The 17,978-nt window shown below is 63.4% G+C and carries 18 protein-coding genes; 10 read left to right on the forward strand and 8 right to left on the reverse strand.

The window, feature by feature from the left end; translation table 11 throughout:
* The first annotated feature begins 5 nt into the window (after window positions 1-5).
* Window positions 6-446 carry a hypothetical protein gene (locus tag HNQ60_RS07305; RefSeq protein ID WP_184330386.1) on the forward strand — a complete coding sequence of 147 codons (441 nt, stop codon included), beginning with the start codon at window positions 6-8 and terminating at the stop codon, window positions 444-446.
* 12 nt (window positions 447-458) lie between these two features.
* Here HNQ60_RS07305 and HNQ60_RS07310 read toward each other — a convergent pair whose 3' ends face one another.
* Both HNQ60_RS07310 and HNQ60_RS07315 read right to left on the reverse strand, forming a co-directional pair.
* Window positions 459-1,553, reverse strand: a complete 1,095-nt coding sequence (locus HNQ60_RS07310; RefSeq protein WP_184330387.1) for a porin family protein — start codon at window positions 1,551-1,553, stop codon at window positions 459-461.
* Complete coding sequence (locus HNQ60_RS07315; RefSeq protein WP_184330388.1) at window positions 1,553-2,398, reverse strand: hypothetical protein; 846 nt, start codon at window positions 2,396-2,398, stop codon at window positions 1,553-1,555. The genes HNQ60_RS07310 and HNQ60_RS07315 overlap by 1 nt, the downstream gene beginning before the upstream one ends.
* A gap of 164 nt (window positions 2,399-2,562) precedes the next feature.
* Here HNQ60_RS07315 and HNQ60_RS07320 point away from each other — a divergent pair, with 164 nt between their 5' ends.
* On the forward strand, window positions 2,563-3,030 hold the full coding sequence (locus HNQ60_RS07320) for a hypothetical protein (protein ID WP_184330389.1): 468 nt from the start codon (window positions 2,563-2,565) through the stop codon (window positions 3,028-3,030).
* Window positions 3,027-4,367: a GAF domain-containing protein gene (locus HNQ60_RS07325; protein WP_184330390.1), complete on the forward strand. Its 1,341-nt coding sequence runs from the start codon at window positions 3,027-3,029 to the stop codon at window positions 4,365-4,367. The genes HNQ60_RS07320 and HNQ60_RS07325 overlap by 4 nt, the downstream gene beginning before the upstream one ends.
* 34 nt (window positions 4,368-4,401) lie before the next feature.
* Here the strand turns inward: HNQ60_RS07325 and HNQ60_RS07330 are convergent, their stop codons facing one another.
* Window positions 4,402-5,109 (reverse strand): hemerythrin domain-containing protein, encoded by a 708-nt coding sequence (locus tag HNQ60_RS07330; protein WP_184330391.1) that lies wholly within the window; start codon window positions 5,107-5,109, stop codon window positions 4,402-4,404.
* Between the two features lie 159 nt (window positions 5,110-5,268).
* Here HNQ60_RS07330 and HNQ60_RS07335 point away from each other — a divergent pair, with 159 nt between their 5' ends.
* Together HNQ60_RS07335 and HNQ60_RS07340 are read left to right on the forward strand one after the other, a co-directional pair.
* Entirely contained in the window at window positions 5,269-6,087 is an 819-nt protein-coding gene (locus tag HNQ60_RS07335) for a tyrosine-protein phosphatase (RefSeq protein WP_184330392.1), read from the forward strand.
* Between the two features lie 100 nt (window positions 6,088-6,187).
* Window positions 6,188-7,369, forward strand: a complete 1,182-nt coding sequence (locus tag HNQ60_RS07340; protein ID WP_184330393.1) for a GGDEF domain-containing protein — start codon at window positions 6,188-6,190, stop codon at window positions 7,367-7,369.
* A gap of 123 nt (window positions 7,370-7,492) precedes the next feature.
* Here the strand turns inward: HNQ60_RS07340 and HNQ60_RS07345 are convergent, their stop codons facing one another.
* Together HNQ60_RS07345 and HNQ60_RS07350 are read right to left on the reverse strand one after the other, a co-directional pair.
* Entirely contained in the window at window positions 7,493-8,905 is a 1,413-nt protein-coding gene (locus HNQ60_RS07345) for a short-chain fatty acid transporter (protein ID WP_184330394.1), read from the reverse strand.
* A 33-nt stretch (window positions 8,906-8,938) separates the two neighbouring features.
* A complete protein-coding gene (locus HNQ60_RS07350; RefSeq protein WP_184330395.1) occupies window positions 8,939-10,099 on the reverse strand; it encodes an AAA family ATPase in 1,161 nt (386 codons plus the stop codon).
* A 50-nt stretch (window positions 10,100-10,149) separates the two neighbouring features.
* Here HNQ60_RS07350 and HNQ60_RS07355 point away from each other — a divergent pair, with 50 nt between their 5' ends.
* Window positions 10,150-10,845: a hypothetical protein gene (locus tag HNQ60_RS07355; protein ID WP_184330396.1), complete on the forward strand. Its 696-nt coding sequence runs from the start codon at window positions 10,150-10,152 to the stop codon at window positions 10,843-10,845.
* Here the strand turns inward: HNQ60_RS07355 and HNQ60_RS07360 are convergent.
* The gene (locus HNQ60_RS07360) at window positions 10,839-11,408 is read right to left on the reverse strand and encodes a methyltransferase family protein (RefSeq protein WP_184330397.1); all 570 of its coding nucleotides are present in this window, start codon (window positions 11,406-11,408) and stop codon (window positions 10,839-10,841) included. The two genes, HNQ60_RS07355 and HNQ60_RS07360, sit on opposite strands and share 7 nt — an antisense overlap.
* A gap of 226 nt (window positions 11,409-11,634) precedes the next feature.
* On the opposite strand from HNQ60_RS07360, the gene HNQ60_RS07365 reads away from it, so the two are divergent.
* The gene (locus HNQ60_RS07365) at window positions 11,635-12,081 is read left to right on the forward strand and encodes a CBS domain-containing protein (protein ID WP_184330398.1); all 447 of its coding nucleotides are present in this window, start codon (window positions 11,635-11,637) and stop codon (window positions 12,079-12,081) included.
* A 70-nt stretch (window positions 12,082-12,151) separates the two neighbouring features.
* On the opposite strand, the gene HNQ60_RS07370 is transcribed toward HNQ60_RS07365, so the two are convergent.
* Window positions 12,152-12,631, reverse strand: coding sequence for a glutathione peroxidase (locus HNQ60_RS07370; RefSeq protein WP_184330399.1), 480 nt, complete (start codon window positions 12,629-12,631; stop codon window positions 12,152-12,154).
* A gap of 90 nt (window positions 12,632-12,721) precedes the next feature.
* On the opposite strand from HNQ60_RS07370, the gene HNQ60_RS07375 reads away from it, so the two are divergent.
* The 3 genes from HNQ60_RS07375 to HNQ60_RS07385 all read left to right on the forward strand — a co-directional run bounded on the left by HNQ60_RS07375 (window position 12,722) and on the right by HNQ60_RS07385 (window position 16,413).
* Window positions 12,722-13,669 (forward strand): AEC family transporter, encoded by a 948-nt coding sequence (locus tag HNQ60_RS07375; protein WP_184330400.1) that lies wholly within the window; start codon window positions 12,722-12,724, stop codon window positions 13,667-13,669.
* Window positions 13,670-13,795: 126 nt separating this feature from the next.
* On the forward strand, window positions 13,796-15,796 hold the full coding sequence (locus tag HNQ60_RS07380; RefSeq protein WP_184330401.1) for a TonB-dependent receptor: 2,001 nt from the start codon (window positions 13,796-13,798) through the stop codon (window positions 15,794-15,796).
* Window positions 15,797-15,906: 110 nt separating this feature from the next.
* Window positions 15,907-16,413, forward strand: a complete 507-nt coding sequence (locus tag HNQ60_RS07385) for an MOSC domain-containing protein (protein WP_184330402.1) — start codon at window positions 15,907-15,909, stop codon at window positions 16,411-16,413.
* A gap of 4 nt (window positions 16,414-16,417) precedes the next feature.
* On the opposite strand, the gene HNQ60_RS07390 is transcribed toward HNQ60_RS07385, so the two are convergent.
* Entirely contained in the window at window positions 16,418-17,851 is a 1,434-nt protein-coding gene (locus HNQ60_RS07390; protein WP_184330403.1) for a M20/M25/M40 family metallo-hydrolase, read from the reverse strand.
* Window positions 17,852-17,978: the final 127 nt, after the last annotated feature.

Genomic DNA, 17,978 nt, shown 5'->3' on the forward strand with positions numbered 1-17,978 from the left:
GTCCCATGCACCCGTCTGTCGCGATGGCTGACATGCCCAGGGTTACGATCCGCGCTGCTGCACTACTGATGATTTCGACCGCCGGCTACGCAGCGGAATCGCCCACCCCTCAGCCAATCGCGGTATCGACCCAGCGCACGCTCGACCTGCGGGCTCCCGACATCACCAGGATCTTCTCGCGGGAAGAAATCGATCGGGTGCTGCGCGCGACGCGCGATCCGGACACGATCGAGGAAGTCGAAGTCGCCCGCGAGCGAGCCAAGGACTTGCCGTCGGCCACACCCAATATCCCGGCCGGCATCATCGCGCCCTTCTGGGCACTCGCGAACCCAACGCAGGCCTGGCGTATTTTTCTGCCCCTGCCGCCCGACCAGGCCCGCGGGCTCGACGCGATGAAGGCGGACGCGACCGATTCGTATCGCCCGCCGGTCCTGCCGCCGCAGTAAGTTCCTTCGCGATCAGAAGAACGCGTTCATCTGCAGGAACGCGAGCTTGCGGTTCTGCAGATCGTTCTGGGGAATCCCGTCGTAGATGCGGACCCCGAGTCGCAACTGCAGGAACTGGATCGGCGTGTACTCCCACACCGCGCTGTAGCGATCCTGTTCGTCCTCGTCGACATCGTCGTCCGGCTCGAAGAATTCCGCAGTGATCTTCAGATTGTTGCCCTGGCTGATCAGCCAATTGGCTTCGAGCAGTCCGACCCATTGATTGCGCTCGCCCGCCGCGAAACCTTCGTCCTTCACATAGTCCGCTTCGGCGAGCCACGCGATCGGTCCTGTACGCATTCCCGCGAAAAGCCCGGCGAGCTGCCGCTCGCCGACGTCGGCATCGTTGAAGTTGTAGCTCGCGCCCAATCGCCAGACCGATTGCACAAACTCGACTCGGGCGCTGAACTGCTTGCCCTCATCGTCTTCCGGCCCGGCCGCCGTTCCGTTGGTGGCCGCGAACTGGGCGCTCCAGTGCGCGGTTTCGAGGCCGACTTCGACGCCGCGATCGGGCGTGTCGAAGTTGATCCCCGGCACCTGGCGAATGAACGCCGAGTCGTCCTCGAGCCGCAATCCGTACGGCAGGTACATCTGGCCCGCCTTCACGTACCACTGGCGATTGGCGAACCAGTACCGTCCGTACGCTTCGAGATTGCTGCTGCCGCCGGGCGCGACGCGCTGATCCAGATAGATCGCCAGCCGATCGGGGATCGCCGTGAGCTCCAGATACAGCCGCGCCTCATCGACGTCGAACGCGGACTGCGAATCCTGATTGGGCGTATCGACGTAAGTGCCGCTCGCCCTCAAGTTCGCGCCAACGGCGACAAAGCGATTGAGATTGCCGGTCCACTCCTCGCCCACGCCCAGATCGATCGCACGCGCCGGCAGCGACGTGCGTGCCCACGTGTTGCCGAACGCATTGCGCATCCCACCGCCTGAAGGATTCACATGGCAGGCCGCGCACTTGAGACCCTGCTGAACCGCGAAGTACGGCTCGCCCAGCGCGAGACCGCTGACCAGCGGGCACAACAGGCACAGGAAGCAAAGCAGGGCGACGCGTCCGTTCATCACAGCGTTCCTCCGATCTCGAAGTGAGCGACGAAATCGCCGCCGGCGGTGCCGTCGCCATCGCCGTCGATGACCTGCCCTGCCAGATCCATCGCGGGCACCGCGCCCGATCCGGCGATGACGAGGCGATAGCTGTCCGCGACCCACTGGTCCGGCATCTCGACAGCGATCACTGTCGGATCGAGAGAGCGGATTTCGATCCGTGCGCCGTCGACGACGACTTCGTTGCCCTCGTCGAAGCTGCCATCGCGGCCGCTGCGCATCAGCATCACGGTGTTTGCATCGACTCGCGACGTATCCAGTTCCATCGTCGCCTCGATGAGCAGCTCGTGCGGTGGCCTCGACACGATCGCGTTGTCGTCCGGAGAGATCGCCTGCAACGTCGCTGGCGAACCCTCACCTGCCGCGGCTGGTCGCTGTGCACCCTCGACGATCCACTGGCGAATCACTGCGATCGTCGCTTGGGGTAGCGGAGGCCCATTGAGCGGCATCCGGCCACCGATCGCCGCCGTGCCCTCGAGCTTCTGGATCAGGTAGCTCGCATCCGGATCACCCGGGCGAACGCGACGTAGCGCAGGCACTTCCACGCTCGGCGCATTGACGAGCATTGCGTAGGACGATGCGGCATCCAGGCGCAGACCGACCGGCGCCTGCGCACCCGCATGGCACTGAGTACAGATCGGAGTGAAAACGTTCTGCTGGATCGAATCGAATGTCGCCTCGAGCGGTGGCGGTCCCGCGTCGACGGGCCGCCCGTTCTCATCGAGTCCCTCGCCGTTGCCTGCGCAGCCGCCGAGCGCGAAAGAACATGCAACCGCGAGTGACGCCCATGCCCTGTCGTGCATCGCGCTCTCCTTGTGAATCGCATTCCCGAATCGGTGTCGCTACGTTGAGTGGCGAACCGAGCGCGGCCGGTTCAAGCGGCGACTCTTTTTTTCCGTGAGCTTTTGCAACCTCTCGCGCGCGCAGGCACCATTGCTGCCATTCTTCCTACAAGACTCGCCTTCCCGTGCAATTCGACGATGACCTGGTCGCCTTCCTGACGGGAGGCATTTCGATCGCACTCGCTTCACGCAACGCGTCGCTGGTGCCTTCGATCACCCGTGCGAAGGGATGTCGCGTCCTGCGTGGATCAACGGCGAAGCTGCGACTCTTCGTCTCAGCCGCGCAGGCTGGCGATTTTCTCGACGACATCCGCTCGACGAATACCGTGTCGGCCACGTTCACCCGGCCCGAGACCCATCGGACGCTGCAGTTCAAAGGCACTGATGCGCGCATCGACGTACTCGACTCAACGGATCGCGCGGCGCTTGCCGACGCAGTTGTCGCATTCGGATCAGTGATCTCACCGCTCGGATTTCCGCCGGACTTCATTCGCGCCTTCCTCGAAACCGACGGAGATGAAGTCGTCATCGAGTTCACGCCTACCGACGCGTTCCAGCAGACGCCGGGGCCGGCTGCGGGTGAGCGCCTGTGACCGTTACGCTCGCCGCCATCCGCGATTGCCTCGACGGACAGATACCCGCAGTCATCGCGACCTGTGACCTGCAGGGCATCCCGAACGGCAGCTATGTCTCGCAGGTCCACTTCGTCGATGCCGATCACATCGCGTTGTCGTTCCAGTTCTTCAACAAGACGCGACAGAACATCCTCGCGAATCCCGTAGCGACGGTAATGGTCGTGCATCCGCTCACGGCCGCGCGCTATCGACTGCATGTGCGTTACCTGCGAACCGAGAAGGAAGGACCGCTCTTCGAGAACATGAAGGCGAAGCTGGCGGGCATCGCGTCGCACACAGGCATGAGCGGCGTGTTCAAGCTGCAGGGCGCGGATGTCTATCGCGTGACTGCAGTCACTGCCGTGCTCGGACAGACCGTGCTGCCGACACCACCCCGCAAGAGTCTGCTCGCTGCGGTCCGTGTGTTCGCCGAAGCAACTCAGCGCTGGAATGAACTGAGCGACTTGCTCGACGGCGTGCTCGCCGAGATCCAGGCGCAACTCGGCGTCGGGCACTCGATGATTCTCTGGCTCGACGAAAGCGGCGAGCGGCTCTATCTCGTCGCGAGTCGCGGCTACGCACAATCCGGCGTGGGCTCGGAAATTCAGCTCGGCCAGGGCGTGATCGGTGTTGCCGCAAGCGCCCGCACGTCGATTCGCGTAACGCACGCGACCTCGGAGTACACGTACAGCCGTGCAGCGCGCGACAGCATCCGTCAGAGCCAGCTTGCCGATCGTCTCGAAGCGGAGATCCCATTGCCGGGACTACCGGCGGCGGGAAGTCAGCTGGCCGTGCCGATCACGGCTCGCGGTCAGTTGCTCGGTGTGCTGTATCTCGAGCACCCTGCCGATTCACAGTTCGGCTATGACGAAGAGGATGCCGTCGTCACGATGGCGCAACATCTCGGCCTCGCCGCATACATGCTCGGCCAGAGCGCAACCGCAAGCACCGAGCGTCCACGGGCGAAGCGCCGCGATCCGGTTCCCGAAGGCGCGGCTGTCGCGATCCGGCACTACGAAGCCGACGACACCATCTTCGTCGACGAGAATTACCTCATCAAAGGCGTCGCTGGCGCGATTCTCTGGAAGCTCCTGCGCGAGTACACCGAGCACTCGCGCCAGGAATTCACGAACCGCGAGTTGCGGATGGATCCGTCTCTGCCGCTGCCGGATCTCTCGAGCAATCTGGAGGCACGACTGATCCTGCTGCAGCGACGGCTCGCGGAGCGATGTCCGTGCCTGGGAATCGAGAAGACCGGCCGTGGTCGCTTTCGACTGATCGTCGCGCGGCCATTGAAACTGCTAGAGGCACGCTGAGCGTTGCGAGAGCGACGAACATGATCGCAATCCTTCAGGCAAGCGCCCGTTCCAGTTTGTAGAAGTCGCGCTGCGTCAGTACTTCCCGCGCAAGGCCCATCACCCGCTCGAACACTTCCGCAGGCGCACCCGCCTTCATTCCACCGAGCATGTGCGCGCGCTCATCAGCGTTGACGTGCGGAAGCATCCAGCGAAGACCCGCGAGCGATTGCTCTGGCGTCATCGATGCAACGATCCGATGCTCGATGTCGCGCATTTCCTCATCGCTGTAGTTGCGCGCCAGCGCCGCATGATTGTGAGTCTCCTCCACGGCCATGTGCTCGAAGTTCTCGGCGACGAACGTACTGAGATCGAGATAGATCTCGGCCGCCAGGATCACGCGCTTGGCACCGTTTGCCGCTTCGAACTGCGCGATCTGCTGCTGCAGCGTGCGAATCGCAACGATGTGGCCGACGTGATCCGCGGCAGTCTCGTCCGCGCCACCCGAAACGACCGCATCGATCGCCGGATGCACATACTCGTTCTCGTGCACGAGATGCCCTTCGCACATGGCGAGCAGGCCGCGCACCTGTTCGATGGCCTGGTTGCGTTCGCATTCGTCGTTCACGTCCATCCGTCCGACGCGCAACAGCGTGTCCGTCATGAACCCGCGCAGGCCCTTGTGGATCGCACGATAGATGTTGTAGCGGGAAGCCGTTTCGTCGCGCCACGCAGCAGCGCCGAGGTTGATGACAGCAGCCATGATTCGAATACTCCGTCAGAGATGATCGCCGCGACGCGGCCCTTGATATGGATCGTAGGCAGTCCCGCGCATCGGCATTACTAAAAGCGCCCTAAGGGAATACTAAGAAAATGCTAAGACGCCGGCCGGCGGGGTGGCGGCGTATGCGAGAATGCATCCATGAATGCATCGACCCGCGCACTCGACTCCGTTCCTTCCCGGATCCTTGCCCTTCAGGGCGGGTGCAATTTCCGCGATATCGGCGGCTACCACGGGGCCGAAGGCCGCGAGGTTCGCTGGGGCCGCGTCTACCGAACCGGCGTCCTGAGCTACTTCACCGAAATGGATCGCGATGTGCTGAAGCCGCTCGGCGTCCGTGCGATCTGCGATCTGCGTCGCGTCGAAGAGCGCGAGCGGGAACCCACGCGCTGGCCGGATGAAGCCGTTCACTTGATGCATTGGGAAGACGGCGACGCCCCGATGATCCGCACCTTCGCGGCAAACCGTCCCAAGACACCTGCCGGCATGCACGATTCCATGCTGGATCTCTATCACGCGCTGCCCGCATGGATGGCGCCGCGCATCCGGGGCTTCCTCGAATGCATCGCCTCAGGAAAGTCACCCGTCGTCGTTCATTGCGCGGCCGGCAAGGACCGCACGGGTGTCGCCGTTGCAGTGTTGTTGCACGCGCTGGGCGTCTCGCGCGACGTGATCATGCAGGACTACCTGCTCACGAACGACGCCGGCGATTTCGAACAGTTCATCACGTCCCAGCACGACAGCCAGCTCGGACTCGCCGTGAATCATCAGCCGCTGCTGGCAATGCCGGAGGAGATCCGCCGCATCCTGTTCGCAGCTCACGCCGACTATCTCGATGCTGCGTTCGAGCGGATCGATCGCGACTACGGTGGCATCGATGGCTACCTTAGTACCTCGGTACAGATCCACGACGACGCGCTGGCGCGGATTCGAGAGCACTTGCTCACAGAATCCGCATGAATACCCCCTAAGTGCCCCGCCGTAGCCTTGCCGGCCGTGCATACAACACCGCACAATCCTCACCGACACTCCTGGCGCGACTGGACCGGATAAGGCATCCATGCCGGCGGATGACCCACAGAACGAAGAATCGCTCGTCTCGCGAGTCCTGAGACAGGGCTACGGACGTTTGCGCTTTCCGGAACCGCTGGAAAGCGAGTTCCGCGCCGACCACCGCCTGAACACGTGGCGCTGGGTGCGCATGAGCGTCTACGTGGTGATCGGCACCAGCATCGGTTTTGCGATCATGGATCACTGGGTCATTCACTCCCAGAATTCCATTCCCGATTTCGTCCGCTTCGGCCTGCAGTTTCCGGTGCTGGCGATCGTCCTGATGGCGACGTTCAAACCGTTCTATCTGCGGTGGTTCGAACAGGCCATGCAGATCGGCGGTCCGCTCTTCGGCATTGGCAGCGTGCTGCTCGCGAGCTACGCGCAGCCGGAGCACACGGCACTCGTGGGTGCCCGGATACTGCTCGTCGCATTCTTCTACTACTTCATGTCGGGTCTGCGCGTAGCGCAGGCCCTCCGCTGCAACATCATCGTTCTGCTCGCCTTGATGACAGCCGGCGCCACCGGGCTGATGCGGTCGGAAGCGTGCATCTACTTGTCGTTCGCACTGGTCTGCGCCGCGATCATCGGCATGGCAGGCGCTTATGCGCTCGAGTACGCGAACCGGACCTCCTTCCTCGAGCGCAAGCTGCTCGTCGAAATCGCCGAGCTCGATGGACTCACGCGCCTGCTCAATCGACAGACATTCGAATCGCGCGTGCGCGACACCTGGCGGCGGGCGGTCGCAGAGCAGCGTGCGGTCACGGTATTCATGATCGACGTCGATCACTTCAAGCTCTACAACGATCACTACGGCCATCAGGCTGGTGACGACTGTCTGCGTCGTGTTGCAACCGCAGTGCGCACCGCCGTCGGCACCCGGGCGGGCGACTTCGTCGCGCGTTACGGCGGCGAAGAAATCATTGCCGTAGTGTTCGATCGAACGAACGCCGAAGCGGATGAGATCGCACGGCGCATCGTCGGTGACGTCGGCGCGCTGGCCATTCCTCACGCAAAGTCGATCGAGTGCACACGCGTCAGCGTCAGCGTCGGTGCTGCCACTCAGGTTCCGACGGTGGCCTCTTCCTACGACGGGATCGTGCGGCTCGCCGACGGAGCGCTCTATACCGCCAAACGGCAGGGGCGTGATCGCAGCATCGTAGTAGAAGCCAGAACCGTGGCCGTCGCCTGATCTGGCTTCCGACTGTGGGTCCGGCTTCAGCCGGACGTTATCGCCGGACGGCGATGCTTCGCATGACGTTCGACCAAAGTCGAATCCACAAGCAGAACCGCGCCGCCTGACTCGATCGGACTTTCACGGCCACACCGGTGGCGCGTATCCCAGCGTCAGCCCGAACGCCCATAGCAGAAACAACACCACTGGCACGTGCACGATGAACTGCACGACCGTGAACCCCACCACGTCGCGGGCACGCAGACCCAGGATTCCCAGCAGCGGCAGCATCCAGAAAGGATTGATGAGGTTGGGCAATGCTTCCGCGGCGTTGTAGACCTGCACCGTCCAACCCAGATTCACTTTGAGATCGATCGCGGCCTGCATCACGTAGGGGGCTTCGATGATCCATTTGCCGCCGCCCGACGGAATGAAGAAGCCGAGGACGGCGGAATAGATTCCCATCAGCACTGGGAATGTTTCGCGCGAGGCGGCCTCCGTGAAGAATGTCGCAAGGTGATGAGCGATGCTCGCGCCGTCGCTGCCCGCGGCGCCGGTGATGATTGCGGCGATGCCGCCATAGAGAGGGAACTGGATCAGTACACCGCTCACGCTCGGCACACCGCGATTCACCGTGTCGAGGAATGTCCGCGGCCGCCAGCAAAGCAGGAGCCCCAGCATCAGGAACAGGAAGTTGTAGGTGTTGAGGCTGGAGATCGCGACCGCTGCTCCCTTGCTCGCGAACTCGTTCACCAGCCACACCGCGCCGAGACCGGCGACGACGATGTTGAGAAACGGACTGTATTCCAGCCATTCGCCCGGTCGCGTCGGCGGCCGCGTATCGTGACGAACGGCTTCCGTCGTGAACCCCAGGTCGTCCGCTGTTCGTACATTCGCCGCGCGCGGAGCCGTCAGCCACGCGATCCAAAGCGTGATCACGATCAGCACCGCTGTCAGAGCGATCGATTGCCACAGAAAAATCGTCTCGGTGAAAGGAATCACCCCGGTGATCGCCAGCAGTGATGGCGGCATGCTCGCGGGATTGGCCTGCAATTGAGCGGCAGAGGATGACAGTCCCATCGCCCACACCGATCCCATACCGAGATACGCAGCCGCGCCGGCCGCGCGATAGTCCATCTGCAATCCCTTGCGGCGACCGAGAGCACGCACCAGCAGACTGCCGACGATCGAGCTCAATCCCCAGTGGATGAGCGACAGCAGCATGCTCACCAACGCGACCCAGCAGACCGCTCCGCGACCGGTAGTCGGCAGACTCGCGAGCCTATCGATCAATCGCTGGATCGGCGGCGAGCTCGCCACCACGTAGCCGCCGATGATGATGAAGCTCATCTGCATCGTGAAGGGAATGAGACTCCAGAACCCGTCACCGAAAGCCGCCGCGGTCGCTCGCGGCGAAGCGCCCAGCAAAAGCGCGGCGACGGCAACGATGGCAACCGCGAGCGCAGCGAAGACATACGCATCCGGAATCCATCGCTCGGACCAGGCGCAGCTGCGCAGGGCAAAGCGTTCGAGACGAGTCGTTGCTTCGGTCATGCGGACATCACTGTTGTTGTTCTGTGTTCCGGGCTAGCGCTCGGGCCATTTCCACGCAGGACGATCCTGCGCGCGCTGACCCGCCACGTGGGTTTCGCCGAACGACTTCTGCAGCAGGACCGCGCTACATCGCTCATCCTGTTCGAGTGTGGCGAGCAACCGAGTCGAGTGTGACACCACCCAAACCTGCGTGCGCTTCGATGCACCCGCGATCAGTCGCGCTAGCGCCGGCAACAGGTCGGGATGGAGGCTCGTTTCCGGTTCATTCAGCACCATGAGCGCCGGCGGCCGCGGAGTCAGCAGTGCCGCGATCCAGAGCAGGTAGCGCAGCGTGCCGTCGGAAAGCTCCGCCGAAGCCAGCGGACGGAGCAAACCGTGTTGCCGCATCAGTAACTCGAACCGGTCGCCGCCGTGGATTTCCACGCTCGCTCCGGGAAACGCATCCTCGACGGCCTGATCGAGCGCCGGGACGTCGCCGATCTCGCGAATCGTTTGCAGCGCCGCCGCGAGATCACGCCCATCGTTGCTCAGGACGGGCGTCCGCGTACCCAGTTGCTGCTGCCGAGCCGGTGCATCCGAGTCAGTGCGGAAGTGATCGTAGAAGCGCCAGCCGCGAATCTGTTCGCGCATTGCCAGGATCTCGGGCGCCCGCTCGGGATCGGCCACTTCGGTCAGCATGCTGTCGAAGCTCGCAACGCTGGAGCTGACTACGCGCCAATCGCCATCGGCTGTGCGCGTGCGGACCACGGGCCCGCGACGATCCACCAGCAGCGATGCCGGCCGATACGCAGGTCCCGCCCAGATGCACTCGCGCTTGATCTCAGGATCGCCCGCGAACATGGACAACGACGGCACGGGCAGACCGAGATCGATGGCATAGCTGAATGTTTCGCCGGCGAATCCCAGGCGCAGGCTCACGACATCGCGACGCGGCCCGCCCTGCACCGGATGCTCGCCGCTGCGCATCGCCCGACTGATCGTTTCAGGTCCGGCCCAGAGCGCTGAGCTCAGCCCGCCTTCGCGAGCGAGGGAGCCGACCACACCACCGCTTGCCGTTTCCGCGAGCAGGCGCAGTGCCCGGTAGAGATTGGACTTGCCGCAGCCGTTCTCGCCGCTGACCGCATTCAGCGCGCCAAGCGGCACGACCAGATCGCGCAGCGAACGATAGTTGGCAACTGCCAGCGTGGTCAGCATGCGCGAATTGTTGCACGATGGCCGCCGGTGCCAACAGCCGCGGGGATCTCATGAGCTTTCTGCCTGCACGGACCGCCTTTCGCTTCAGCCTGGCCGCCGGACTGATCGTTCTTGCGCTCAGCGTCTTCTCGATGCTCCAGCCACCGCCGCAACCCTGTGGATCGCTGCCAAAAAACTACGCGCCGATCATCGCGTTCGAGCTCGCGCGGACGCAGGCCGATCTCGATGCGATCTTCGGCAGCACCGAAGGCCCGTGCCGAACCGCGATGATCGAGAAGATGGATGCGGTCAACTGGGTCGACGCCCTGCTCTTCGTACCGATCTACGGCGCTTTCCTGCTGTTCTTCTTCACCGGCATGCGCGAAAGGGATCCGCGGCTCGGCAACGCCGGCATCGCGGCGAGCTGGATCGCGATCGTCGGCGACTACTTCGAGAACACCTGCCTGATGCAACTGACGCCATCGCTCGACGTGACGAGCATCTGGTTCACGTTGCTTCCGTGGGCAACCGGCATCAAGTGGCTCGCCCTGGGCATCGGATGTGGACTGGCCGCAGCGTTGTTCGCGACTCGATCACCCCGCAACGTCCTGCTCTGCCTGCTCTGCGTTCCCGGATTCCTCGTCTCAGTGGTGACGCTGATCGACCCCGCGAAGCTCGGCCCGTATCTCAGTCTCGCGATCGGCCTGGGCTGGCTCGCGTTCCTGATCGCCGCGGTAGTCGGCTCGTTCCGCCGCGTCGCTCAGTAGACGAACGGAATCAGGCGCCACGTTCTGCGCGTGTAGTCCTCATAGGCTTCGCCGAGCGAAGCCTTGAGCACTTGTTCTTCGATGTCGATACGGCGCAGGAACACGAACGTCACCGCGCTCATCATCACGATCAGCGACGCAACATTCCCCACGCAGATGCCGAGCCCGAAAAAGGCGACGAGTACACCGGTGTAGGAAGGATGACGGACGTAGCGATACGGCCCCGTGTCGATGACCTTGTGATCACGCGCCACGGCAACATCGACCGTGAAGTAGCGACCCAGATAGATGATCGAGAACCAGCGCAGCAACAGACCGAACGCAAAGATCGCCAACCCTGTCACGTAGAGCGCTTGCGTCATCGGGACCTGCGCCTGCGGCAGAAATTTCCACAGCAGCGTCGCGCCGAGCATGCCGAACAGAATCGTCCGCCAGATCTGGCGCAGCGATCCGCGATCGTCGCGAGTCTGCGTCGCTTCGCGACGCGAGCGCCGCAGAAAGGACAGCAATCCTTCGGAGACTCCGAATAGCAATCCGATCCACTGTGGTTCAGGAAGGGGCATGAAGGCTCCCTGTAGTTCAAGTGACGATACTCTATCGGCATAGCTTGATGCAGCGCGGCGTTCCGGGCGGCGCGCGATGAGCTGTGAGCTGTGAGGCAGAAAGAGATGGGCATTCTGGCTCGCCGCTCATCGCTCGCAGCTCATCGCCCCTCCGCGTCGAGCGCGCTGTGGAACCGTGCGCTCCTTCATGAGTTCCTTTCGCGAACCCGAAGCATTGGAGACGACCATGAAAGTCAAAGAAGCGATGACGCGTGACGTGCGCCTCGTCCGTCCCGACCAGACGATCCGGGAAGCGGCGCACCTGATGGCCGAGCTCGACATCGGCTGCCTGCCCGTCGAAGAGAATGATCGCATGGTCGGCATGATCACCGATCGCGATATCGCGGTCCGCGCCGTCTCCGAAGGCCGCGGCCCCCAGACCTCGGTTCGCGAAGTCATGTCGCGCGACGTGAAGTACTGCTACGACGACCAGTCAGTAGAAGAAATCACTCGCAACATGGCAGACATCCGTGTTCGCAGACTACCCGTCGTGGATCGCAACAAGCGACTCGTGGGTATTCTTTCTCTGGGTGATCTCGCCGTCGACGCAAGCGCACAGGACGAAGCTGGCGAAGCACTGGGCGGCATCTCGCGCCCGGGCGGACAGCATTCTCAATCGTCGGCCAGACACTGAAGCGAGCTGCCAGAGCCAGAAGGAGTCATCTTTCTGGCTCGAAGCTCACAGCTCGTGGCTCACAGCTTCCTCAAAGCACCTTCTCAATATCCCCCGCCAGATCCTCCGGCTTCGTCTGCGGCGCATACCGCGACTTCACCTGTCCCGTGCGATCGATCAGGAACTTGGTGAAGTTCCACTTGATGCCCTTGCTGCCGAGCAGGCCGGGAGCTTCGTCCTTGAGCCAGCGATAGAGCGGATGCGCCTGGTCGCCGTTGACGTCGACCTTCTCGAACATCGGGAAACTGACACCGTAGTTCTTTTCGCAGAAGGCGCCGATCTCGGTCGCGGAGCCCGGCTCCTGCTCTCCGAACTGGTTGCACGGAAAGCCGAGCACGACCAGGCCACGATCTGCAAAGCGCTTGTAGACCTCTTCGAGCCCCGCGTACTGCGGCGTGAATCCGCACTTGCTGGCCGTGTTGACGATCAGGAGTGCCCTCCCCGTGTATTGCTTCAACTGCACGGGCTTGCCATCGAGAGTGCGGGCTTCGAAATCGTAGGCGGTTGTCATGGTGGGTGCGAAAGCGGCTGAGAGTGAGGTGTAATGCGCGGATAAGTTCCGCCCTCACACGTTACACCTTCCGCCCCGCCGACCGAATACATGTCCGCCGCCTGGCACTACTTCGTCCTCTCCGCGCCCCTGTTCCTGATCGTCTTCGTCGGCTACCTGATCGGTCTGTGGCGACACTGGCCGCGTCGATGGACGTCGATCGCGTCGAAGCTGGTGTTCGCCGTGATCCTGCCTGCCCTGCTGTTCGGCATGATGAGCGATCTATCCGCGCTGCCGCCCGTCGATGCGCGCCTGCTCATCGCCTTCTTCGGCGGCTGCTTCATCGTGTTCGGCGTCGGCCGTCTGGTCGCGGCGCGAGTGTTCCAGCTCGACGGCGTATCGCAGTCTGTTTTCGCGCTCGGCGGCGTCTTCTCCAACAACGTGATGCTGGGGCTGCCGATTGCGAAGCTGACCCTCGGTGAAGCCGCTGTTCCCTCAGTGGCGCTGGTCCTGGTGTTCAACGCGCTGACGCTCTGGACGCTGGTGAGTATTTCGGTCGAATGGGCGCGGCACGGCTCGTTCACTGCGAAAGGGTTCGGCAAGACGGCGCTCAGCGTCGCGACGAATCCCCTGGTCGCGGCGATCGTCATCGGCACGCTCGTCGGGCTGTCCGGATACCGGTTGCCGGGGCCGGTCCGGCTGGTCCTGGACGGCATCGGATCGCTGGCTGCCCCCGCCGCTTTGCTGGTCCTCGGCCTGGGGCTCGCCGAGTACGGCATCCGGCGCGATTGGCGACTCAGCCTGTCGATGACCGGTTTGAAACTTCTCGTCCAGCCACTGGCGGTCTGGGCGCTCGGCGCAGCGATCGGCCTGCCCGCGCTGGAGCTGCAGGTCGTGGTGCTGCTGGCCTCGATGGCGGTTGGAGCCAACGTCTATCTGATGGCGGCCCAGTTCCAGACCCTGCAGGCACCCGTCGCCAGCAGCCTCGTCATCTCGACGGCCCTTGCGGCAATCTCCTCCCCGCTGCTCCTGGGGCTCATGCACGCGTTCGGCAGCTGAGCGGCAAAAGCCTTTGGCAGCAAGGCTCTGCGCTGCAATTAACCGTTGCGTAACGGCCTGTAACGTTGAATTCGGGAGGCGGACTGTCACGCTCGCGGCTCCCCTGAAAATTCACGAGCGCCGCGCATGTCTTCTTCACGTTTCTTGCGATCCCTGCTTCGTCCGGGCCTGTGCTGCTCCGCACTGGCGCTGACAACCGTCGCCGGCGCGGCCGACAACGAGGTGCTCGACGAAGTCGTCGTTTTCGCTCGGGGTGAAGCCCTCATCGGTTCCGCGGATGCGGCGAGCGAAGGCGCCGTCGGCGGCGCCGACCTGTCGGTGCGACCGCTGTTGCGAGTGGCGGAACTGCTCGAAGTAGTGCCCGGCCTCATCGCGGCGCAGCACTCCGGCAGCGGCAAGGCGAACCAGTACTTCCTCCGTGGGTTCAACCTCGATCACGGCACGGACTTCACCACGTACGTCGACGACATCCCGATGAACATGCGCACCCACGGCCATGGTCAGGGCTATCTGGATGTGAACGGCCTGATCCCCGAGACCATCGATCGCATCGACTACCGCAAGGGCACGTATCGCGCGGACGCCGGCGACTTCTCGATGGCCGGCTCGTCGTTCATGAGCACGGTGCGCCGCATCGATCCGTTCGTGTCGGCGGAAGCCGGCAGCTACGGCTGGCGCCGACTGGCGGCCGGCGGCTCCGTCGATTCCGGCGAAGGAACGTTCACCTTCGCGGGACAGCTCAAGAGCTACGACGGACCCTGGGAGCTGCCGGAAGACCTCGAACACACCTCCGTCTGGGGCAAGTACTCGCGCCCGACCTCGCTCGGCCAGCTCGAGGTCAATCTCTCCGGTTATCACGCCACGTGGGATCCGACCGAACAGATTCCCGAGCGCGCGATCGGCACGAGCGTGTGCGAAGACGAGTTCTGCGCACTCGATCCGACCGCTGTCGGCGAAACACTGCGCTGGATCGGTGGCGCGCGACTGACCGGCGACGGCTGGCGTGCATCGCTACACGCGCAGTACTACGACTGGCACATGCTGTCGAACCCGACGTACGACTATCAGATCGACCAGTTTGACCGGCGCTGGATCACAGGCGGCCGTTACGAGCAGACCTTCGAGCTCGCCGAAGCGTTCTCGCTCAACGCCGGCGTCGAGTTCCGTTACGACGACATCGGCAACGTCGGCCTGAATCACACTGAAGGCGGCGAATTCGTCGAACAGATCGCGCGGCACTTCGTGACCGAGGGTTCGATCGGCGTCTATTCCGAAGCGACGTGGAAGCCGACGGACAGCTTCCGCATCTTCGGCGGACTGCGCGGCGACTACTACGACTTCGACGTCACCGCACGCATGGCGGGTCTTCATGAAGGCAGCGACCACGACAGTGCCGCTTCGCCGAAGATCGGCACGGCCTGGACGGTCAGTGATCACGTCGAGGTTTACGCGAACTGGGGCGAGGGATTCCATTCGAACGATGCACGCGGCGTCGTGAATCCCGATACACCCGTGAAGGGCATCAGCAAGGGCGAAGGCAAAGAAGCCGGCGTACGCTTCGAGTTCGGTGATGCCCGCATCACGGCCACGTACTGGTGGCTCGATCTCGACAGCGAACTGAAGTTCGTCGGCGACTCGAACTCTGTTGAACCCGGCAACGCGACCGAGCGTCGTGGCTATGAGCTCGTCGGCTTCTGGCGTCCGATGCCATGGCTTGCTCTCGACGCCGTGTACACGGGCAGCCGCGCACGCTACGTGGACAGCCCGGGCGAGGATTACGTCGCAGGCGCCGTGGAGCACGCGGGCGAACTGGGCATCTCCGCCGTCAACGATCAATGGGAAGCGAGCCTGCGCGTGCGCTACCTCGGTGAGTACCCGCTCATTGAAGACAATTCATTGCGCGCCGATCCGGAAACGACGGTGAATCTTCGCGGCGCGTGGAAGCCCGGCAACTTCGTCGTCTATGCCGAAGTGCTGAACGTGCTCGATGAAGACGGCAAGGACATCGTGTACTACTACGGCGCGAACGTTCCCGGACTCGATCCTCCCGGCGAGCAGGTGGATGGACGGATGAGCCGCGCCGGTGAACCCAGGACGGTGAGAGCAGGCATCAAGTATCAGTTCTGAGCCACGCCACGTCATCCCCGCGAAAGCGGGGATCCATCTTGTGGAAGGCATGGATTCCCGCTTTCGCGGGAATGACTGCGGTGGCCCCGAAGGAGCGCTAGTCTTGCCGGATGACGCTCAGTGAACTGCTTTCCACATTGCCGCAAGTCGGGACCGTGCGCTGGATCGGCGTACGCCCCTCACGACGGGTTCCGATGGTGACTGCTGATGTCGTCGAAGCCCGCGCCGGTGCCGGTCTCACTGGCGATCGTTTCTCAGGGACGGCAGAGAGCAAGCGCCAGGTGACGCTGATTCAGGCCGAGCATCTCGAAACGATCGGGCGGCTCCTGCATCGCGATGCCGTCGACCCCGCGCTTCTTCGCCGCAACATCGTAGTCAGTGGCATCAACCTGCTCGCGCTCAACGGTGCACTGTTTCGTATCGGCAACGCGACCTTTGAAGGCACCGGTGGCTGCCATCCGTGCTCACGAATGGAAGAAGCGCTCGGGCCCGGCGGCTACAACGCAATGCGTGGCCACGGCGGAATCACGGCGAGAGTGATCGAGGCGGGCCTGATCCGCCTCGGCGACGAAGTCCGCCTCCTCCGCGGCGGTCAGCTGGGAAAGCACGAGAGCTGACCCGTCACTTCCTGTAGTTCACCACTTCCCTCAGATACTCGTAGTAGAAATCCACAGCGCGATTGAACGACTTCACCGCGATGCGCTCGTCCTGTCCATGTGCACGGATGTCGTCGCGTTCGATTGCTTCGCCGCCGACGATGTATGTCGGTAGTCCCGCGGCGCTCGTGTAGACACCGTCGGTTGCACCCGCCGCCATCGAAGTAATGACTGGCGTGCCTGGCCACATCTTGCCGGCGACTTTCCGCAGCGGCTCGATCACATCCTCGCGCAGGGGCGGCGGCTGGAATCCCTTCGCTGCCGGTGCGGTCTCGCGAATCTCACCGCCCGTCGCGATGTAGCTCACTTTGATCCGTGAGTCGTCCAGGACCTCGATCAGCGTCTGGCGGACTTCTTCCGGCGAATGGCCCGGCAGGATGCGGCAGTTCACAACCGCGTTCGCCTTCTGCGGCAAGGCATTGTTGGCGTGGCCGGCTTCCAGCCGCGTCGCCACGCAGGTGGTACGCACGATCGCGTGATCGATCGAATCCTTCGAGAGCCGTGCGATCGCCTGCTGATCTGGCGGCGTGGCGAGCATCGCCTTCAGATCGGTTGCACGCTGGCCCGTAGCGCGACTGGCGATCTGCTCGTAGTAGGCGCGCGTGACATTGTTCAGCTCGAACGGAAATTCGTACCGCGCGAGGCGCGTCAGTCCCTGCGATAGAGCGTAGATCGCATTCTCCGGCACCGGCAGCGAGCTGTGCCCGCCGGGATTTGTCGTCGAGAGCTGAAAGTCCGCGTAGACCTTCTCTGACGCCGTGACTTCCATCTGGACGGCTTTGCCGTTCTCGAGCAGCACGCCTCCGCCGTCATGGTTCAGAACGAACTCCGCGTCGATAAGATCGCGGCGGTTCTTCAGCAGCCAGTCGACACCGTTGTCGCCAGCGCCTTCCTCGTCGGCAGTGAGCGCCAGGATGATGTCGCGGTCGCTCCTGAACTTTTCCTTCTTCAGGCGGATCAGCGTCGCGGCCATGATGGCGTCGCCATCCTTCATGTCCTGCGTGCCGCGCCCGTAGAAGTAGCCGTCCTTCTCGACGAACTGGTAGGGATCGGTGGTCCAGTCCGAACGCCGCGCCTCGACCACGTCGAGGTGACCGATCAGCAGGACCGGCTTCTTGTGTCCGTTGCCGCGCAATCGGACCACGACGTTCTGCTTCCTGGGATTGGGGCCGGCGACGACAATGTCGCTTTCGGCGAACCCGGCGTCCTTCATGCGTTGCGCGATCGCGAGTGCCGCCGGCGTGCTGCCCTGTCCGGATTCGGACGTGTCGATCTCGATCAGCTCCTTGAAGATGCTGCGCGCGACCGCTCTCGATTCCTCGTTGGCATCCGCTGCCGCGTGGGCCGTTCCGTGCATCGTTGCAGCCACCAGTGCCGCGGAGACGACGATTCTTATCATTGGCGGATACCTCGGAACGGGGGGGCCAAGCATACCTCCCGGCGTCGAAGGACCGCCTGAGCAAAACCCTCTGTCGCCATGAGGCGGATCCATCAATAGAATCTGCCGCTCGCACGATCCGCCACGA

It is taken from the genome of Povalibacter uvarum, assembly GCF_014202975.1.
Classification (GTDB): Bacteria; Pseudomonadota; Gammaproteobacteria; order Steroidobacterales; family Steroidobacteraceae; genus Steroidobacter; species Steroidobacter uvarum.